This window comes from Vibrio sp. 1401 (genome assembly GCF_033340295.1).
In genome coordinates, this window is the sequence record NZ_JAWOWF010000034.1 from 38958 (window position 1) to 54880 (window position 15923).

A 15923-nucleotide genomic window follows, 5' to 3' on the forward strand; every position below is an offset into this window, starting at 1 on the left:
AGGAGGGTCAAGGATGAACAAGAAGCACTGCTCTCTGCTTACAATTTCAATATTGTTTGCGTGTAATGCCCACTCAGCGGGCTTCCAGGTAGCTGAACATTCGGCATCTGGTCTTGGTCGAGCATTTTCAGGTGAAGGGGCTGTCGCAGATAATGCCAGCGTCCTTGCTCGTAACCCTGCAGCAATGACACTTTTCAAAGAAGCTCAATTTTCGGGCGCGTTATCTATCATCGACCCTGAAGTCGATGTGTACGACACTGTAAACAATGAACACGCGAAAGATGTCGCCCCTTTACAGATCGTGCCAGCAGGTTATTACATCAGCCCTATCAATGATAACTGGGCTTGGGGCATCGGTATGTTCACAACATACGGTGTTGCCACTGACTATCCAAATGATATTTCCGCAGGTGATATGGCGGGTGACACTTCCCTACTTTCAGTAAACATCAACCCTAATGTCGCTTACCGTATCAACGAGTCTTTCAGTGTCGGTGGTGGTATCAACCTAGTATACGCTGAAGCAGAGCTGACTCGCCACAAAGGCGCACTCGCCGGTATTTTAGGTGGTAATAAGTCCGATAACCTTGTCGGCATGGAAGGTGAAACTTTCGCTTGGGGATGGAATGTCGGCGCTTTATTTGAGCTAAATGAAAACAACCGTTTTGGCTTTGGCTACCGCTCTAAGGTTGATCTAGATTTTGATGACGGTGAGTTTAGTAGTTACGACTCTGGTCGAGCTTCATCACCAAAAGTTGATGGCCGTTTAAAAATCTCTCTCCCTTCAATTATCGAATTATCGGCTTTCCATCAACTGAATGAACAATGGGCTGTACATTACGGCTGGCAACAAACCGACTGGAGCACATTTAAAGAACTAAAAGCGACCAGTAACGAATGTAATGACGGAGTATGTTTCTTTAAACCTGAGAAATATGAAGACAACAATCGCTACTCCATTGGTGCAACTTACAAACTTAATACAGACTGGACATTCCGTGCAGGCTTTGCGTACGACGAACAAGCAGGTGAAGCGACATTGAGTATTCCTGACAGTGACCGTTTTTGGTACAGCGCGGGCCTAACTTACGCAATGAGTGAGAATTTAACTTTCGATGCAGGCTTTGCACTTGTTAAGAGTAAATCAGGCTCTTTCACTGAGACAAATGCTCTGGGTGAAGAGATTAAGTTTGACTCAGAAGGTACTGCTTACATCAGCGCGGTACAGATGAACTACACCTTCAAATAATGGGATTACGGAGTAAACCAATGAAACACACGTTTAAATTATCAATGCTTTGTTCTGCAATCCTTCTTGCTGGTTGTGGTGATGATACCTCCAGCTCTGGTACTTCCGACAAAGTTCAATTTGAAGATGAAGTCCAAGCATTGCTTGATCGCGAAACATCCATCAGTTTTACGCTTCAAGGAGCGAACGCAGATGTACCGGCACCGTCTTACTTATTAATGGACACAAGCGATGGTACGCTTGGTCTGCCAACTGATGGCGATGATGCTTTAACCAACCCTAGAGCCTCAATGAACACGATGGATGGATGGTCAACGTCTATGCCAATCGTTCTTAACTTCAACGGCGACGGTTTTGCAACGGGCATGCTGTCGTCTGGTGTTAAAGTCATCAAGATTAACCAACGCTTAACCGAGTGGGACGGTAAATCTAACCCAATCGAAGAGGTACTCGTTCAGAATCAGGACTACGTAGTTCAAGCAAAAGGTAGCTCTCTATACATCCAGTTCTTGGCTGCACTTGATGAGTCAAGCGAGTACATTTTTGCGGTTACACAAGATGTTACTGACGTGAATGGTGAGCCAATTGGTACATCAGCAAGTTATGCGACTGGTAAATCGAAAGAAATCGTTTATGAAACTGGCGACCTTGCTTCTGTTCAAGCAGTCACTCAGGCGGTTGAAGGCATTTTTGGTCTAGCTCAAGTTAATCCTAACGACATCGTTTACTCCTCATGGTTCAGTACCCAGTCTGTAGGTGATACGTTAGCGGCAGTCAAAGGAGTAACCGCTACTGGTTTTTCTACTGGCGCAAACACACTAAATACCGTTTACAAAAATGACTCAAACGAAGGTTCAGTAGACTTATCAACGGCCTACACAATAACGCTCGGTGAAACCCAAGACTTTAGCACTGCGCTAGACTCTGACGATGACTTTAGTAAATACATTAGCGATCTAGACGCAGCTAAAACGGCAATTAAAGGCCTTTACATGCAATCAGGTGCCGATGTAAGCGTGACACAAGGTGTGGTAAGACTGCCTCATTACTTGGAAAAAGGCGCAAGCTGGAACATGCAACCAATGGTATCTGCGATGCCAAGCCTAGCGAAGCTAAGCGCAGCATTAGCGGATCCGAACGAGCAAGCAAACATGGTTCAGCAGCTATCAACAGGCGTTTTTGCAAATGATCCTGTTGATGTGACAAAGCTTGCTACAGATCCTACAGAGCAGCTAAAACTTGTTGGAGCTAAGCTTACTCTTACCGATGGTACCCAGCTTGATAGTGAGCGTATCATTACTCGCTACTCGCCTGTTCCCGTAGTGAAATCGGTTGAAGATGTCGAAGTACTGGTCTTCACACCTAAATCTGGCGTCGCGAAAGACGTTGTGATTTATCAACACGGCATCACCTCTGCGAAAGAGAATGCGTACGCGTTCGCGTTCAATATGGTAAAAGCAGGTGTGGCAGTTATCGCTATTGACTTACCTATTCATGGTACGCGCAGCTTAGATGAACAACGTTCCGCAAATGCGAATGTACTGGCTTATCTAAATCTTTCCAACTTAGCCGTTGCGCGTGACAACCTACGTCAGAGTGTTCTGGATGTGTTAGGTTTGCGCGCTAGCTTAGTAGTATCTGCTCAAGGCGGTCTTTTAGCTGGAGGTCCTCTGCAAGGCTTCAACCCAATGACGGGTTCAAAAGTCAAAATGCTAGGTCATTCACTTGGCGGTATTGTAGCTACATCTGCCGTCGCAGCAGCAAACAATACACTGGGCAGCTCTACTGCGGATGCGCTGTACACCTTTAGTTCTGCATCAGTACAGAACTCTGGTGGACAAATTGGTAATTTGTTACTGGGTTCAGACAATTACGGCCCTCAGATCAAACATAACCTCGCTTATGCAGCATCAAAAGACTATGCGAATTACGCTGATGCATCATGTGCGGATCTAGAAGATAAAACATGTTACGAAGCATTTGAGGCTGCGGCAACGGAAGCTCAAGTAGCAGCGCTAGAAGCAGGTTTCTCACAATTTATCTATGCAGCACAGACTACACTAGACACTGTCGATCCGTTCACAAACGCTTCAGATTTAGTGGCATCTGGTTCGCTAACGACACCATTCTTTATGACAGAAGTGGATGGCGATAGCACAGTACCAAACAGCGTTCCAAATGCACCATTCGCGGGTACTGAACCGCTTGCTAATAAGCTAGGGTTGAAGACTGTGAACAGTACGGACACTACTGTGAATGCAACTGCGAGCTTTGTACAGTTTAATGCTACTGCATCGCACAGTACTTTTGCTTCGCCAAATGGCACTTTGTCTGATATTGATCATCATGTAGAGATGCAGATGGAAAACACTGACTTCTTAATGGATGACGCACTAACAGGTGTCACTAACACTTCTGTTTTGAAGTAATCGCAACACCCTTCCTACCAAAGCCCAGTTTCTACTGGGCTTTTTCATTTCAATTCTATTCAAACCCACTCATATTTCCTCTGCTATAGTTAAATCGATGTCTTTGCCTAACTCACTTGTTTAAAAGGAAAACTCTATGCGCGTATTGACTGTTATTGCCACTGTATTACTTCTTTCTGCATGCGGAAGTAGCCAATATCTGATGTCGACAAATGAAGGGAAAATTATTACCTCTTACGGTAAACCAGACCTGAACGAGGAAACGGGTATGTACGAATATGAAGACATGGATGGTAAAGAAATGAGTATTTCAAAAGAGCATATTGTCCAGATTGTCGAACGTTAACGACAGGCCCTCTGTAAATTAGAGGGCTATGTTCTAGCCACCCTCTCTTTACATTTACCTCTTTTAGGCTTGTAATCGTTGTAGGAATTGACACAACCAATTCATAAGCCAAAACAATCAATAGTGTCTTTTATACTTCCGTATTATTTATTTAGCGAATATTTTACATCTTCACCTTAATCAGGTTGGAGTATTGTAAAATCTAGTCTTTAATTCGCTAACACCCTTTTATTTCTCAGGATAAAGTGGATAATACCGCCACAAAATAACATTACTAAGGTGAGTCCTTATGTCTATTGAAGCTACTCTGCTTGCGCGCTGCGAGTCAAAATGTGAACTGTGTTCTTCTGAATCTCAACTAACTGCATACGCTGTCCCACCTCACGGTAATGTGACGGTTGATACTGCCATCATGGTTTGTGATAAGTGTCTGGGTGAGATCGATGAGCCAAAAGACATTAACCACTGGCGTTGTCTAAACGAAAGCATGTGGAGCCAGGTTCCTGCTGTACAAGTGACGGCATGGCGCCAACTCACTCGCCTAAACACAGAAAGCTGGGCTCAAGATGCTCTTGACATGATGTACATGGAAGAAGAGCAAATGAACTGGGCAATGAAAGGGATGTCTGCTGACGATAAAACGGTTGACTGTAACGGCACTGAACTTAAGAAAGGTGACGATGTAACAGTAATTAAAGACCTACCAGTAAAAGGCACTAATCAAGTAATCAAGCAAGGTACCGTGATTCGTGGTATTAGCCTTGGCGATGATCCAAAGCTAGTTTCGGGTAAGGCAAATGGTGGTCAGTCGATGTACGTGATCGCAGAATACTGCCGCAAGAAGTAATATCGCACTTCAGTCATGTCAAAACGGGGCACCAATGGTGCCCCGTTTTTCTATACAACACTTAATCTACTCTCATGTCTACCTCCTCTAGAGTGTTTCTTTTCTAGGGCGTAGGTTGAGTAGGCATGTTTTACAAATAAAAAAATACCGGCTCATAGGCCGGTATTTCTTACATTATTTCAATATTAACGGTACATACCGATGTCTTTTTGAATATGTGCTGACAAGTCTTCTGCGTAGTAACTGCGTGGCGCAGTGTTATCTACAAATAGAATGTCCAGTAAGTGAGCAATCAGTCCTTTGAAGTTAACCGCGTAGGTTTTCTTATCCATAGAGGTTGGTAAAGCTACATTTGTCATTTGCATTGCTTGTGCCATGATTGCCTCTCTTTAAAAGCAGTAGTCTGTTTAGTTGGTTGTATATTAGTCAGTTTCTTATTGTTTAAGAAATGACAAATTTTACCCATTCAAATTAGAATTTCTAATAAAACAAACTCATTACAAAACTCAAAAATACAAATGAATAATAACGGCATAAATAATCACAATTCCCGTAATTACATTGAATAACTGAACATTACCTGCATAATCGCCCCTTAACTCACAACATATATTTAACAATATTTTTCGTTATTTCTTTTGATTTTTGTTCTTACTTTATATTTTTTGATTAGTAATATTAACGCTAGTTTGACGCTTCGCTTTATTTTTTAGGAGTGATGCCACCACTGCCGATGTCATCACAACAACTAAAAATGTGAGAGACCATGTTGTCGGAATCTCATATTCTGTTCCAACCAATAGCATTTTTACCCCGATAAACATCATGATTACTGATAATGCTGGTTTTAAGTATACAAACTTGTCTAACATTGCTTGAAGAACAAAGTACAGCGATCGCAAACCCAATAATGCAAATACGTTCGCAGCTAAGACTAAAAATGGCTCTCGCGTTACCGCGAATATAGCTGGTATAGAATCCAACGCAAACATAACGTCCATTACTGCAATGACACCAACAACGATCAGCATCGGTGTTGCCACCCACTTACCAGCTTGCTTTAAGATTAAGTGATTTCCTTGGTAGTCATCTGTAACTGGCAATACCTTTCGAATCAACTGCTCCGGATATGGATTAACTTCTTCTGCTTCGCCTTTGTCGCGAGCTAGCTTAACACCTGTCCAAATAAGGAAAGCAGCAAATAAGTACAATACCCAGTGATACTGTGCAAGTAACTGAGCACCAACCGCAATCATGACAGCGCGTAAAACTAGCGCACCTATCACCCCCCAAAGCAATGCTCTCGGACGCAAATGCTCCGGCACACTGTATTGTGCAAAGATGATGGCAAACACAAACAAGTTATCAACGCTTAACGACTTCTCTAGTAAGTAACCAGTTAAGAATGAAATCGTTGCTTTGTCGTTCGTATAAGCGCTATGTGGCGCGTAAAAGTCCCAGAATAAATAAATAGAACCTGCAAAAACAAAGGCAAGCAAGAACCAAAAAACACTCCAAACGATGGCTTTTTTCATCGTGATAACGCCACCACGTGTTTGATAGATATCAAGCGTAACAAGAACAAGGGTAAATAAACCAAAAGCACCATACATCGCTAATGATTCTTGAAGAGGCACCGATTGGCTCAATTGGGTGGTATTTTCGATAAGAGACATATTTCCTCCCATGGCGGAAGGACTTCGTTTGGTGACCTTCCGCAGACAATAACAACCAACAGCCACATAACGATTATGTGCTGCTAGTCAATGAATGCGTTGGTCTCGTTGAAGTGTTGACGTGAATGAACCACGTAACACCTTTACTTACCGGATAAGCTGATGCTTAACGAGATGACGATAAGTAAACTTGCGCTAACTACTCCCCAAACGCCGACATAATAACGCCGAGCGTCAGGCTTTCCAACAAAAAAGCCTTGTCTTATCGAAATAAAATTCTTATCAAAAATCAGGAAGCACTATAAAAAGAAAGAAGTGGATTCAACCACCTGAACTTTAGTAAACAGACAAAAAGCAGCAAATGGCTCAAGACAAACTCTTCATTGGTTAGAGCCCTAACGGGGAAGATAGATACAAAAAAGGAGCATTACTGCTCCCTTTTGTAGCATCCACATTCTTAGCAATTCAAAAGCCGCTTAGAGGCACAAAGTAGACCAGTGTTGACCAAATTGCGATCCAGGCAACCACGACTGCCGTATCTGCCCAATCTTTATTCCACATACTGCCATCCTCATCAACCCATGTAGTAAGTGGAGAGCAGCAAAATCAATACCAGTATCTATTATCGACGTCGCTTTGTGTAAAGTTTGTGACTTTGATTCAAACAGTTTGGCTCATCGGTCAGGAGTTCAATAAAACAATCAGCCATGGACAAACTGGTCACACGCCCTTCTCCTTTCATCTCCTGCAATGCGTCGTACCCCTCTTTCCCTTTCATCGTATAGGCAGAAGAAGTCCCTCGATACCAAACATCATCTTGAACACCAACCCATTGTTTGCCATCAAAAATCACTAATGATTGAACTCTTTCACCTTTTGGGGCATCTGCGTGATACTCGAAGTTTAAATTGTAAGTGTACGGATAACTGCCAGATCCAGTGCCTTCTACGCCATTGTTGAGTGCATTATTTATCGCGCCTTCAAGTGCACGGCGAATAGCGCTGCCTTTTACATCGTAAAAGCCGATAGGAACGGCAAAAGGCAACAGCCGTCCGGCAATGTCTGCCACTGTGATGTTGCCAGGGTTCAAAGAGGTTCGCACGCCACCCGCATTATGAATTGCAAATTGAACGTCATATCCACGTTTGTTTAAACAGTGCAGAAATGATCGGGCAACGGAGGAAGCCAACTCACTCTCACCAAATTCATCGGGAATTCTCACATGACGCTTTTTGGTGTCAACACTAGCAATGACTTGTGACTGTAACTGCCTGACCTGAGGAATATATTTATCGCTCAGGATCGCTTGAGTTTCCGGGTGTTTCTTACAAACCACGACATTCGGTTGACCATGGATGAAGTCGCACGCGGTTTCGAATACACCTTGGTCGAGCTGTTGGTTTAGCGTCGAGTCCCAAAAAATACGTCGACCAAGCAACAGTTCATTTTGTCCACTCAACATCGTTGCTTTACCGTGTTCATCAAACTCAATGACGCAGTGCCCCATTGTCAAAGCATGGAAACCCGCTTGCACCACATAGGTATCATTAATTTTGATACCGTAGGGATCGTCTTGTCCTAACCCTATTGATGAAAAATCACCTTGCAACCGGTGGCTGTGTCCACCAACAATTATACCAATACCTGCGACTTGCTCAGCTAACTCTAAATCACCTTCATAACCTAAGTGGCTCAGAAGAATAATATTTTTTATACCTGATGAATGGATTTGTTTTACGGTCGCCTTGGCGGTTTCAATTGCTGAGTGAAAAGGCGTGTCTGCATCAGGGTTTGCGATGTCGCTCATTTTATCTATGGATAATCCGAAAATCGCGACCCGCTCACCATGGAATTCTTTAACAATGTATTGAGCGCTCTGTGTATCCGGTTGGTAACTATATACATCCTTACAATCACTGATACGGTGAGGTTTTTTAAGTGATTCATTGGATAAATCCCAGTTGCCAGCAAGCAATGGGAACTGAGTACGTTGGCAAAACAATGCAACTGGCTCATTCCCCATATCTAATTCATGGTTACCTAACGCCATTGCATCAATCTTTAATGCGTTCAATAAGTCGGCATTGGCTTTGCCTTTAAATAGTGAGAAATACAGCGTACCTTGGAAGCAATCTCCGGCATGGAGGAACAACATCCCATGACCTTGGCGCTGAGCATCATCTCTTAACTGCTCGACTCTGGTTGCGATACGAGAAAAGCCGCCAGCACTGACATAGGGTTCTAGCGTGAGTTCATTGTTTATCTTAAGCTTTAACTGTAATGACGTTGGTTCAAAGTAGGAATGTGTGTCATTGATGTGTGCCAGTTTGATTCTCACTGGCTTATGATTGTTATTCATCTTCATCTTCTCTTTTTTCATTCCTTATAATAATAAGAAGTGAATCATGACAGAATCATGAATTTTATGAAACTGCGATTTAGGATTTCATGTTTAAGTGATCACGATGCTGTCCCCCAGCTTTGAAAGCAAGCCTCGCTTGTAACGGTCTCTATTCAGTAAGAGGCTCTCGTAATTTTGTGAACTGAGCTTAACTCAAAAATTCCGAATTCATATATGCTTAGGAGTAGCAAAATAACTCTCGATAATTCAAATAATTGCAAGGAGGATTGAGATGAGACTAGAACGCATCGAAATCTCCGGGTTTAGAGGCATCAAACGCCTTTCACTCTCTTTTGACGAACTCACCACGCTTATCGGTGAAAACACGTGGGGCAAATCATCATTGCTCGATGCCCTTTCCATCGCACTACCTGCCAATGGCTCATTGTATCAATTCAAACTGAAAGATTTTCACGTTGACTACTCAATTTCTCATCCACAAACACAACACTTACAGATCATTGTTTGTTTTAAAGCACAGGATAAAAACGAAGTAAAAGCGGGACGCTACAGACGCATAAAGCCTACATGGTGCACCAACGAAGATGGTGAGCAAGTCATTTACTATCGTATTAGTGCGTCTCGCGATGAGCACGGCATTAATACAAAGTACGCGTTTTTGGATCATAACGGCAAACCCAAAAAACTTCACCACTCAGAGAAACTCGCTATTGAGTTAATGACACTTCACCCTGTAATCCGACTACGTGACTCCCGACGCTTCCCAGATTTAAACCATGTCAACGGCGATGGTAAAAATGCTCGGATTGAAAAACGAATCAACAACACCTGTCGACGCTTATTGGCTATGCCTGGCCATGTGAATAAAGGTGAGATTCGTAGTAGCCTCGACTCAATGCAAACGCTTGTTGAACACTATTTCGCGTTCAGAAGTGTCAGTAAAGGCAACCCACGCAAACCTCGTGATGGTCTTTTCTATACAAGCCCTTCCTCTGATAAAGGCTTGAGTCAGTTCTTGAAAGAAACCAATGACAAACAAAGCCGCTTGCTTTTAATGGGGTTACTCAATGCCTATCTTCAAGCTAAGGGTCCCACCGATTTAAGGCGCTGTGCGAGACCAATACTGATTATTGAAGATCCAGAAGGTCGACTGCATCCAACTCATCTAGCGAGAGCGTGGTCCTTATTGCAATTGTTGCCAATGCAAAAGATATTAACCACCAACAGTGGCACGTTACTCGGTTCTGTTCCACTGTATTCAATTCGACGTTTAATTCGGCTATCAGACAGAACCATCGCTAAGAGTTTAAACTCAACAAAGTTTGGTCGAGATGAGTTGCGCCGAATTGGTTTCCATATTCGTTTTCATCGTTCAGGAGCATTATTTGCACGGTGCTGGTTACTTGTTGAGGGCGAAACCGAAGTTTGGCTTTTTCATGAACTGGCTCGTCAATGCGGGTATGACTTGGCTGCCGAAGGGGTTCAAATCGTTGAGTTTGCTCAATCAGGTCTAAAATCACTCATCAAAGTAGCAAAAGAGTTTGGTATTGATTGGCATGTCGTTACCGATGGCGACCCAGCAGGGAAAAAGTACGCGCATGCAGTGCGAGCACAGCTCGACCATGATCAGGAAAGGCATCGGCTTACGGAGTTACCCGACCGAGACATCGAGCACTTTCTGTACAACAATGGTTTTGAACTTTTCTTTAAGGACATCATCAAAGTTCCTCATGACCACCCTATCCCTGCTAAAAAAGTCGTAAGTCGTGTTTTGAAAAAACATGCAAAACCGGACTTAGCTTTGGCTATTGTTTCTCATTGTGAAGAGAAAGGCATGGAGTGTATTCCTGTTCTTCTGCGCTGGACACTTAAACGCGTTGTTACCATGGCCAACGGCAATACATGAGTTAGGCGTATTTTACACTCAACGTATTGTCTTATAATACAAAAAAAGCACACCAATTTGGTGTGCTTGTATCAAACATCATTAATTTTGATTAAGGGTATTGAGAGGGATAAAACTCAATACACAGTGGATACCAATAAGATCGGGGGTTCACTACTGTGCTTGCTCAGCAAGCGAAGAAGAAGTAGCGGTTGATTTCGTATGCAACCATAGCCCTGTCGCTTTCATTAGATAGCCAAACACACCACCTAGCAACAACGATGGAATAACAAGTTGCCAGTTTCCGTCAGCCGCAAATGTTGCGCATGAACCAATAAAAGTACCAGGGATGTACGCGAGCCAAGCCTGTTTAGCTTGAATACACATGAAGAATGCCACAATAGCGGTAATCACATAGCCAATAATTTCCAACCCCACGTAAGTGGAACCGTGAATAATTACCATTGCCCAGAATACGCCTGTCATATTGGTGATTAAGCTGATGCCTAGTCCTTTCAATCCGCTCGTTGGCGCTGCAAAGTAGCTCGTGCAACCTAAAAAACCAGCCCAAGAAAGCAAACCTAAAGAGATGGCGATCCAACCCCATACGCCAGATAAAATTCCAGTAGTGATAGAAATAGCTAAAAGTGTCGTCATGGTAGTCATACCTGCTCGGCTATTATCGTACCTATATGGTTCAATAACTGCCTTCATACATTGAAATCAAGGACACATGTTAGATACATCAGCTCAGCTTATCGGTGATATTGATCACAATAAGATATTATTATTTTCACAATTTACATTAAAAGTTTGACGCAACCGATAAATCAACAGATTTAGGGAATAAACCCAACTCATCTCGTAGACATGTTTAATCAACCTTTAAAGAACTGAAGGCTTCCCTTTCATCATTCGCAGTCCCTCTCTTTTAATGCAGTCGACTAATGGGTTTTCTGCCATATCTGAACGCCATATAAATGAAAGCGTCCTTTCCATTTTTAACTCAGGTACATTTAATGCCACAAGATGACCTGCTTCTATATATCGCTCTACATCTAAATACGGTAAGCAAGTAAGGTACTGACCATTAGCAACTAAACTACGTAATACCGGAACATGTTCATATTCGCGCCACACATCCAAATCTTCAATAAGGTGGTGAATAGAACTATCAAATGTTTTTCGTGTGCCAGAGCCATGCTCTCTTAGTACCCACTTCGCTTGCTCTAACTGCGCAAGGCTAACAGACTGATTACGAGCAAAAGGATGATGAGAAGCTGCGACAACAGTAAGATGATCACGACACCATACTTCTTGGTGTAAACGGTTATCATCACAGCGCCCTTCAATAATCCCTAAGTCATACTTGTAATCTAATACCCCATCAATCACCCCTTTTGTACTTTGTACACCGAGGGAAATACGCATTTCTGGAAAGTCATTATCAATGATACTAATAAGGTCGGGAACTAAGTGCTCTGCTGGTGTTTGACTCGCTCCCATACGAATCTCACCACTCAATAAATGTTGCTCATAGAAGCCCATTTCAATCTGCAATGCGTCTTGTAGCAAGCGTTTTGCTTTTGGTCGTAACCACATCCCCCAATGGGTTAACGCCATTTGCTTGCCTTGCCTCTCAAACAACGGCCTGCCAAGCATCTTCTCTAATTGCGCAAGCGACATACTCGTCGCTGATTGTGTCAAAGCCAATTTTTCTGCGGCTTGGCTTACACTGCCGGTATCTGCAACTGCGTCGAAAACCGCTAATTGCTTAAGTGAGTAGCGCAAAGTGTCCTCCATTATTAGTGGGTATTTCCCAATCCCCACAATTGTTAAAGCATGCCCCAATAAGCAATAGAGTTCATTTTACCTGGCCCCGTAAAGTTATCAATTAATTTGATGAGGTTTCTAAATATTATCAATTTTACCTTACTAACCGTTCTCCCTATTCTGATTACGCGGTTCGGGAACACCGCAAGCCTCAATGGTTTTGAAACCGAAGTCGTTGAGGCTCTTAATAAAAACAACAATTTCATTTTTGAGTTAATAACCAAGGATTTTTTATGCGATTACAAATTAAGGAGTCAATATGGCGGTGACCAGTTCTCAAAATCACCAGTATTTTTCTCCAAAAGAGATGATGGTTGAAGCGGAAAAATTTGCGTTAAGTAAGGCAAACAAAACCAGCAGTATGACATTAAGCCTCGCGATTATGGCCGGCGCGTTCATCGGGTTAGCATTCTTGTTTTACATCACGGTGACCACCGGCAGTACGGGCGCTGGTTGGGGCTTGAGCCGCCTAGCTGGTGGACTCTCATTTAGCATGGGATTGATCCTCATCGTGATCTGCGGTGGTGAATTATTTACCAGCTCCGTCCTATCCAGTATTTCTTGGGCCAATAAACAAATCTCGTTCGGTAAGATGCTTTCGATCTGGGGCAAAGTTTACGTTGGTAACTTTATTGGTGCGATGTTCCTACTTGCGCTGGTTACTGCTGCTGGTCTTTATCAGATGGATGGCGGTCAATGGGGATTAAATGCGCTTAACATCGCACAACACAAACTTCACCACACTCTCATTCAAGCGTTTGCACTCGGTATTCTCTGTAACCTGTTGGTCTGCCTAGCGATTTGGCTGACATTTAGTTCTGCAAATGCAATGACAAAAGCAGCAATGACAATTTTGCCTGTGGCAATGTTTGTCAGCAGCGGTTTTGAGCACTGTGTTGCGAACATGTTTATGGTTCCACTTGGTATTGTTATCGCGAATTTTGCACCTGAATCTTTTTGGGCATCTGTCGGTGTGCCCGCGTCACAATACACAGACCTAAACATTAGCCACTTTATTACCGCTAACTTAATTCCTGTCACGCTTGGCAACATCGTCGGCGGAGCGGTATTAGTTGGCCTTTCAAACTGGTGTATTTTTCGCCGACCAGAACTAAAAGCAGCGAATATTTCTTCTATCACTACAACTACAACACTGTCGTCAGTTAAGGATTTCACCATGAAAAATGCTTCTTTTGTTAAAGACATTATGAACCAAAAACCAGTCACCATTCGTGCAGAAACGCCAATTGCAGCCGCGCTGGATGTGTTACTTGATAACAACGTAACTAGCGCACCTGTTGTAGACGTACAAAATCGATTAGTTGGCTTCTTCTCTGCTCACGATGTGATGGTAGAACTATGGTGTGAGGACTACATTCCGGTGAAAGACCAAAAAGTCGTCGACATCATGAGCCGAGATGTGGTCGCAATTGACGCTGGTGATCGCCTCGTTGATGTTGTGGAATTCCTATGTATCGATAAAGAGCAGTTGTACCCAGCGAGCAGTATGGGTATTGCCACTCGCTTGACGTCTTTGTCTCTCGAAGAACGCGCTAAAAGTATCAAAGTAAGTAAGCCACAAGTGCTTCCTGTGCTTGAAAATGGGCAGATGGTCGGGGTGGTTACTCGTACTGAAGTATTAAAAGCACTACGCCCGATTTTTGGTGAGCGTTTAAACCTAGTGGAAAAAAGCGAGTTAGAAACAGCGTAATTCGCTAAACATTTACAACGTCTATTGGCTTTCAATCGCTATCACTGACGGGTTTATCGATGTTAGTGATGTGATTAAGATAATAAAAAAGCGCTCTTCAAGTGAAGAGCGCTTTTAGTGTATCTAAAAGGAACTAATTACTTCTTAATACCTTCGATATGAAGTTCCATATCGACGTAGCTTGAAGCACCCATTACTGGGATGTCAAAGTCAGCAAGCTCTAGGCGAGTGTTGCCAACAAAGCCAGCGCGCTCGCCGCCCCATGGGTCACTGCCAGCACCAACGAATTCAGCCTCAATAGTAATAGGCTTAGTAACACCGTGTAGCGTTAGATCACCAGTTACATCTAGTTTGCCATTGCCTTTATCAACCACTTTTGTGCTCGTAAAGGTTGCTTCACTGTATTTACCAGCATCAATGAAGTCACCACTACGAATGTGTTTGTCACGTTCAGCATGGTTTGAATCTAGGCTGGTTGTATCAACAACAACATTTACTTTTGAGCCAGCAATGTTGTTTTCATCAAAAGAAAAGTCACCAGAAAATGTATTGAAACGACCTTTGATGAAACTGTAACCCAAGTGGCTAACTTTAAAGTTGATTGAAGCGTGAGCACCTTTGGTATCGATGACATAATCTGCAGCTTGCGCACCAAATGGCAGTGCCATAGCGATAGCTAATCCTGTAGCGAAAAGTGACTTTTTCATTTTGAAGCTCCTAACATTTTTCTTAATGTGTTGTCTTTATCGATAAAGTGGTGTTTTAGTGCAGCAATAGCATGTAAACCTGCAATCAGGATGACTGCCCAAGCTGCATAGAAGTGAATCTCACCTGCAATATCTGATTGGCCTGGGAATAACTCTCCCGCTCCTGGCACGGTGAACCAATTAAACACTTCGATGCCGCGTCCATCAGACGTTGAAATGAGGTAACCTGAAACAAAGATGGTGACCAATAGTAGGTACATGACACCATGCGCTGCTTTAGCAGCAAGCACTTCGTAACGTTTGCCTTCTACCTTTGGTGACGCCGTCACATGTTTCCATACGATGCGTGCCAAAGTTAAAATAGCGAGTAAAATACCGACAGAGCGATGGTAATGCGGCGCAGTTCGATACCATTCGCTGTAATAGCTAAGGTCGACCATCCACAAACCCACTGCAAATAGACCAATAATGCACAGCGCTGATAACCAATGCATCACGCGTGCAGTAAGGTTGTAATTCTTTACCAGTGTATCCATCTCAAGTTCCTAGATATATTCCTAAGTTAATGCTGAGCAAGAAACACTACATTAACCTATTTACGTCATATGAAACAGATTATTTACCATCATTTACATCCAGCCAATGGTGCCGTATCTATCAAGTTGTTCGAATTTTTTGAAGGAACTTTAAATCGTTTGTAAAACTGAAACTTACAGCTTAATTTCTTGTTCTATCTCATACAGCTCTTCGGAAACTTCTAACATTCTGCGTTCAACCAGTAACTTAGCATCTTCAACACCCTTGTATGGATAATAAGTACTCCAATCGGGTAAGGTGAGACCCAGACTTTAGCTGCAACTAAAGTTCTTCTATCTGGT

13 protein-coding genes and 1 pseudogene are annotated in these 15923 nt (G+C 43.0%); 6 read left to right on the plus strand and 8 right to left on the minus strand.

Translation table 11 applies throughout. The annotated features are described in order from the left end of the window. The first annotated feature begins 13 nt into the window (after positions 1–13). From R7Z77_RS16610 to R7Z77_RS16625, 4 genes are all read left to right on the plus strand, one after another. Positions 14–1249: a porin gene (locus R7Z77_RS16610; RefSeq protein WP_064354770.1), complete on the plus strand. Its 1236-nt coding sequence runs from the start codon at positions 14–16 to the stop codon at positions 1247–1249. A 20-nt stretch (positions 1250–1269) separates the two neighbouring features. Continuing rightward, entirely contained in the window at positions 1270–3678 is a 2409-nt protein-coding gene (locus R7Z77_RS16615) for a VolA/Pla-1 family phospholipase (RefSeq protein ID WP_064354769.1), read from the plus strand. Positions 3679–3814: 136 nt separating this feature from the next. Next, a complete protein-coding gene (locus R7Z77_RS16620) occupies positions 3815–4024 on the plus strand; it encodes a YgdI/YgdR family lipoprotein (protein WP_054575997.1) in 210 nt (69 codons plus the stop codon). 289 nt (positions 4025–4313) lie between these two features. Next, positions 4314–4871 (plus strand): PhnA domain-containing protein, encoded by a 558-nt coding sequence (locus R7Z77_RS16625; RefSeq protein WP_005376350.1) that lies wholly within the window; start codon positions 4314–4316, stop codon positions 4869–4871. A 185-nt stretch (positions 4872–5056) separates the two neighbouring features. On the opposite strand, the gene R7Z77_RS16630 is transcribed toward R7Z77_RS16625, so the two are convergent. From R7Z77_RS16630 to R7Z77_RS16640, 3 genes are all read right to left on the minus strand, one after another. Beyond that, positions 5057–5248 (minus strand): hypothetical protein, encoded by a 192-nt coding sequence (locus tag R7Z77_RS16630; RefSeq protein ID WP_005376351.1) that lies wholly within the window; start codon positions 5246–5248, stop codon positions 5057–5059. Positions 5249–5527: 279 nt separating this feature from the next. Next, the gene (locus R7Z77_RS16635) at positions 5528–6547 is read right to left on the minus strand and encodes a TerC/Alx family metal homeostasis membrane protein (RefSeq protein WP_064354768.1); all 1020 of its coding nucleotides are present in this window, start codon (positions 6545–6547) and stop codon (positions 5528–5530) included. Between the two features lie 622 nt (positions 6548–7169). Beyond that, the gene (locus R7Z77_RS16640; RefSeq protein ID WP_005376363.1) at positions 7170–8912 is read right to left on the minus strand and encodes a bifunctional metallophosphatase/5'-nucleotidase; all 1743 of its coding nucleotides are present in this window, start codon (positions 8910–8912) and stop codon (positions 7170–7172) included. Positions 8913–9180: 268 nt separating this feature from the next. Here R7Z77_RS16640 and R7Z77_RS16645 point away from each other — a divergent pair, with 268 nt between their 5' ends. Beyond that, complete coding sequence (locus R7Z77_RS16645; protein WP_064354767.1) at positions 9181–10815, plus strand: ATP-dependent endonuclease; 1635 nt, start codon at positions 9181–9183, stop codon at positions 10813–10815. Positions 10816–10968: 153 nt separating this feature from the next. On the opposite strand, the gene R7Z77_RS16650 is transcribed toward R7Z77_RS16645, so the two are convergent. Together R7Z77_RS16650 and R7Z77_RS16655 are read right to left on the minus strand one after the other, a co-directional pair. Next, a complete protein-coding gene (locus R7Z77_RS16650) occupies positions 10969–11451 on the minus strand; it encodes a DUF1097 domain-containing protein (protein WP_017634175.1) in 483 nt (160 codons plus the stop codon). 228 nt (positions 11452–11679) lie between these two features. Further along, complete coding sequence (locus tag R7Z77_RS16655) at positions 11680–12585, minus strand: LysR substrate-binding domain-containing protein (RefSeq protein ID WP_005376369.1); 906 nt, start codon at positions 12583–12585, stop codon at positions 11680–11682. 301 nt (positions 12586–12886) lie between these two features. Between R7Z77_RS16655 and focA the strand changes: the two genes are divergently transcribed. Beyond that, positions 12887–14338, plus strand: a complete 1452-nt coding sequence (gene focA, locus R7Z77_RS16660; RefSeq protein WP_171342929.1) for a formate transporter FocA — start codon at positions 12887–12889, stop codon at positions 14336–14338. Between the two features lie 137 nt (positions 14339–14475). Here the strand turns inward: focA and R7Z77_RS16665 are convergent, their stop codons facing one another. The 3 genes and pseudogenes from R7Z77_RS16665 to R7Z77_RS16675 all read right to left on the minus strand — a co-directional run. Then, positions 14476–15045, minus strand: coding sequence for a YceI family protein (locus R7Z77_RS16665; protein WP_158173064.1), 570 nt, complete (start codon positions 15043–15045; stop codon positions 14476–14478). Further along, complete coding sequence (locus R7Z77_RS16670; RefSeq protein ID WP_005390157.1) at positions 15042–15581, minus strand: cytochrome b; 540 nt, start codon at positions 15579–15581, stop codon at positions 15042–15044. Before R7Z77_RS16670 ends, R7Z77_RS16665 begins: the two co-directional genes overlap by 4 nt. Positions 15582–15755: 174 nt before the next feature. Then, positions 15756–15857: pseudogene (locus R7Z77_RS16675) on the minus strand (DUF2164 domain-containing protein); the annotation flags it as partial. Positions 15858–15923 lie beyond the last annotated feature (66 nt).